General features: G+C 46.1%; 3 protein-coding genes. 1 reads left to right on the top strand and 2 read right to left on the bottom strand.

From position 1 onward, the window contains the following. Positions 1-115: 115 nt before the first annotated feature. A complete protein-coding gene (locus IQQ51_RS19030; RefSeq protein WP_193841825.1) occupies positions 116-1,543 on the bottom strand; it encodes an NAD-dependent succinate-semialdehyde dehydrogenase in 1,428 nt (475 codons plus the stop codon). A gap of 147 nt (positions 1,544-1,690) precedes the next feature. Then, on the bottom strand, positions 1,691-2,473 hold the full coding sequence (locus IQQ51_RS19025) for an IclR family transcriptional regulator (RefSeq protein ID WP_193841824.1): 783 nt from the start codon (positions 2,471-2,473) through the stop codon (positions 1,691-1,693). Positions 2,474-2,627: 154 nt separating this feature from the next. On the opposite strand from IQQ51_RS19025, the gene IQQ51_RS27385 reads away from it, so the two are divergent. Further along, positions 2,628-2,943, top strand: a 316-nt coding sequence (locus tag IQQ51_RS27385) for a phosphate acyltransferase (RefSeq protein WP_265584325.1), incomplete at its 3' end; no start/stop codon positions are given.

Raw genomic sequence — 2,943 nt, 5'->3', positions numbered from 1 at the left:
GCGCTTTTATAGCGCGGCTTTTTTTTGATTCATTTTTGTGGCGGGAAGGGGGAGAATGGGGCAGGTTAGTGCTCACTAAGACTTAATTATTTCCAAAACCTAGTTACTACCAACCTTATTTTCCGCCAAAGCAAAGATACTTAATGTCCATGTACTCATCGATGCCTTCTTTCGCACCTTCACGGCCAATACCTGATTGTTTTACACCACCGAAAGGCGCGACTTCGGTTGAGATTAGACCATCATTAATGCCGACCATACCGTACTCAAGCGCTTCTGCGATATTCCACACTCGGTGGATGTTCTGACTGTAGAAGTAAGACGCCAAACCATAAATGGTATCGTTGGCCATCTCGATAAGCTCTTCGTCCGTGTCGAATTTCATCACAGGCGCGACTGGGCCAAATATCTCTTGTTGAACGATGTCCATGCTGTGTTTTACATCTTTAAGAACAACAGGCTGAATGAAAAGCCCATTAAGCTCCTGAGTTGGCGTGACAGGAGCAGCACCTTGTTCAATCGCTCGGTTTATCAAAGCTTGGATGTTGTTCTTCGCATTCAGGCTGACAACAGGGCCAATCGTGACACCTTCATCTAAACCGTTACCAATTTTAAGCTGTTGAACCGCTTGATCGAATTTAGCCACAAACGCATCGTACACTTTACTGTGAACGTAGAATCGGTTCGCACAGACACATGTTTGGCCTGCATTACGGAACTTCGACGCCATTGCACCTTGCACGGCCGCGTCAATGTCAGCATCGTCAAACACAATAAAAGGTGCATTGCCACCGAGCTCCATAGAGGTGCGCTTGATACCTTTTGCCGCTTGAGCCATCAAAATACTGCCCACTCGAGTAGAGCCAGTAAAAGAGATTTTTTTGATCAACGGATGCGAAGTGAATAGTTTGCCCACTTGCTCTGGGCTTTCACCAAGAACGACTTGGAGCAGATCTTTAGGAATACCCGCTTGGTAAGCCAGTTCGACCACAGCAAATGCGGAAAGCGGTGTCTCATCTGAAGGTTTCACGACAAAGCTACAACCGGCAGCTAATGCAGGCGCTGCTTTACGAGTGATCATTGCAACAGGGAAGTTCCATGGCGTAATGGCACACGCGACTCCGATAGGTTGCTTGATAGTCACCAAGCGTTTGCCTGCGACTGTGCTAGGAATGGAATCACCATAAGTGCGCTTGGCTTCTTCTGCGAACCACTCAATGAAGCTCGCACCATAAACCACTTCACCTGCCGCTTCTGCTAACGGTTTACCCTGTTCGATCGTCATGATTCGAGCAAGGTCTTCTTTATTCTCAATGATTAGCTGGTGCCAACGGTGCAGTGATGCAGCTCGAGATTTAGCTGGAACCTTTGCCCACTCTTTCTGCGCTAAATGAGCTCGTTCAATCGCGCTTGCTAACTCTGTTTCTGATGATACCGGAGCGTGTCCGATGAGTTCACCCGTTGCTGGATTTGTGACTGCAACTGCGTTGTTCGCTTCTGTCACCATAAAAGAGAGTAAGTGCTGGTTCTTAATGTTTAGCATCGTGATTCCTTTGTTGTGATTACTTTAGACGTGTTGCTTATGTGCGGGTTGGCGAGTGTTTAAATGACTTCGACCAAATGTTTATTGGTCGAAGGGCATGGATGTTGATTCGCTAATTTGGGTCATTCTTTGAGATAAATTTTCTCACTAGCCCCAGTTATCAGACTCTATCTTAGCGAGAGCTTTGGCTGCTTTTTGAAGAGCTGGTAGAAACTTGATCGCTTCGTCTGGTTTTACGCGAATCACTGGCGCTTGTATTGCTAAGCCAAGATTGGATTGGCCAGTAGAAGACGGTATCAATACAGCGATACAGACTAAACCGGGTAAGAACTCTTCATCATCAATAGCAAAACCTTGGATTTTCGCTTCTTCAATGTCTTTCTCTAGAGTCGAATAGTCGGTAATCGTGTTTACGGTGTATTGAGTCAGCGGCACATTTTCAATTAATCGTCTGCGCTGCGACTTAGACATGTGCGCTAAAAACAGTTTGCCAGTAGCCGAACAGTGCACGGGAACGCGAGAGCCGGGATGCAGGTGAAAGCGAAGGGGAGCTTCAGTTTCTGCACGATCGAGATAGATGATTTCACCACTTGAAAGAGCCGTCAGGTTACAACTCTCACCGACCTCTGCTCTCAGGTTCTCAAGGATAGTGCGTCGCGCGCTGTGCATGGTGCTATTCAAAAGTAGGTTTTCGGCAAGTTTTCTGAGTCGAATGCCTGAGCTGTAGTGCTTTTCGTCGCCATCTCTTTGAATGATGCCCGCCGCTTCTAATTGCTGAAGCATTCGGTGCAGCGTGGGTTTTGGTAATCCGGTCTCTTCGACTAAACCTTGCAGAGAAATAAACTCGTCTTTTTGCGCTATCACCTCCAATAGTGCAAAAAGTCGGAGGGTCGGTGTATCCCCTTGAACTTGCGGTGTTTCTGTTTGCATACAGTGATTCATCCTTGCGATATGTCTATGCCTAAGAGTGTACATACCAAATCATTATTCTTCAATTATCTGAATAAAATTTGACCTTTTTTATTATTCCAATAATATAAATGTAAATTATGGAACAATTAATCTCAATAAATGGAATTTAAAGATGAAGGCGATTGAACGGATTATTGATAAAGCTCATTTAGATCGTAAGCGTGTTGTTTTGAGTGAAGCGGAGGACCCGCGAGTGCTAGCTGCTGCAAGAATGGCAATCGACAAACAGCTCGCTCACATCACACTCGTGGGCGATGAATCGGCGATCATCGCTGTTGCAGAACTGCATCACATTAACCTCGCTGGCATTCATATTGTTTCTCCACAGGCGTCGTCACTCAAAGAGGTGCTCGTTGAGCGGCTGTATACATTACGAAAAGCCAAAGGCATGACCTATGATGACGCCCTAGAGCTGGTTCAAGACCCAC

The organism is Vibrio sp. OPT18 (assembly GCF_015163615.1).
GTDB classification, from domain to species: Bacteria; Pseudomonadota; Gammaproteobacteria; order Enterobacterales; family Vibrionaceae; genus Vibrio; species Vibrio coralliirubri.
Note: the sequence above shows the minus strand (reverse complement) of the source record. Positions and strands in the feature narration are given on the sequence as shown.